This is a genomic window from Streptomyces sp. NPDC057428 (assembly GCF_042803195.1).
GTDB lineage: Bacteria > Actinomycetota > Actinomycetes > Streptomycetales > Streptomycetaceae > Streptomyces.
Window position 1 is genome coordinate 1 of sequence record NZ_JBHVCT010000235.1, and the last position, 1,231, is coordinate 1,231.

Annotated in this window: 1 protein-coding gene and 1 pseudogene; both read left to right on the plus strand. The window is 66.7% G+C overall.

The features are described from left to right. Nucleotides 1-301: 301 nt before the first annotated feature. Nucleotides 302-436, plus strand: coding sequence for a hypothetical protein (locus ACFU5K_RS31965; protein WP_384068272.1), 135 nt, complete (start codon nt 302-304; stop codon nt 434-436). Next, a pseudogene (locus ACFU5K_RS31970) lies at nt 406-651 on the plus strand (integrase core domain-containing protein); the annotation flags it as partial. The gene ACFU5K_RS31965 and the pseudogene ACFU5K_RS31970, both read left to right, overlap by 31 nt. Between the last annotated feature and the right edge of the window lie 580 nt (nt 652-1,231).

Sequence of the window (1,231 nt, forward strand, 5' to 3'; positions counted from 1 at the left end):
GGCGCTGGTGGAGTGCTCGGGGCAGCGGACCTGACGGGCTTTCCAGTCGATGCGGAAGGCGCCCTTGTCGAAGCCCTCGGCGGCCCTGGCCTGGGCGGACCTTCTTCCGCAAGGCTGCGTTCTCCGCCTCCAGCGGGGCCGGCGGCTGGGACGGTGCCGACCTGATCACTGCCGCGGCCGGGCAGGGCATCACCTCGCGACTTCCTCACCCGCCTCGCGGCGCACACCCCGCTGCTGCCCGGCGCGGGCGAGCTAAGCCGAAGGCTGTCTCCGTGTCCCGGCACCGAACCTGATCACCGACGTGCACACCACCGTCGCCGAGAACCTCACCGAGCGCGAGGTGAAGCCCGCCGAGCACATGTTCATCGACGTCGACCCCACACACCGCCGGGTCTACGGCCAGCCTGCAGGTCAGCAGGGGTGCGGCGAAGCATGAGCGCGGTCGGGTCCAGCGCGGACAACTCCTTCAAGCGCGAGACACTCCGGGGCCGGAAAGGGTGGCCTGACGAGCGCGAGGCCCGACTCGACACCTTCCGATGGCTCCACCGCTACAACACCCGCCGCCGACACTCCCGCCTCGGACAACGATCACCGATCGACTTCGAAAACGCCCTCCACCTCACACCAACTACGCTGGCAGCAGCCGCATAACCCGTGTTCAGGATTCGGGGTCAAGGCCCTCGGCAAGACCGTGCAGCCGCGGCCGCAGGTTCTTGTGCCAGTGCCGGTTCAACTGGATTCGCTCGCCTCTTGTCATCGCATGCGTACGTCGCCCGCCGTTTTGATTGGACTTGTCGTGCTCCGGCACCCTTCAGGCTGAAGATCACAAGTTCTCGGTGAAACGTACGGCCCAGGCGTAGCCGCTCAGGCAGTCGTGCGGGACTCGCCGCACTTCTTTGACCTGGCAAGAGTCGTGGGCATACTTGAGAGCAAAACGGTCAAGGCGCTGCGCGTCCGTGAGATCCTCCATCGAAAGCGGTGCTCCGACGACGATGTCTTCGTGAAGGACAGAGCCCTGCCCGGCCTCGTCCGTGCAGGCCGAGCAACGGTGCGTTCTGGGTCAACGTCGCTCGTTTAGGCCGCATGGGCCATATCTCGATGTCGGCGTGAGGGTGTGCCTGGTGGTGTGATGCGTAGGCTCGTCGCGCTGGTGGGTGGCGTGGGGCGTCGCTCTTCGGGGAAGAGACGAAGGTCGACGGTGTGGGTGACGCGGGTGGTGGCCGGCTCGTCG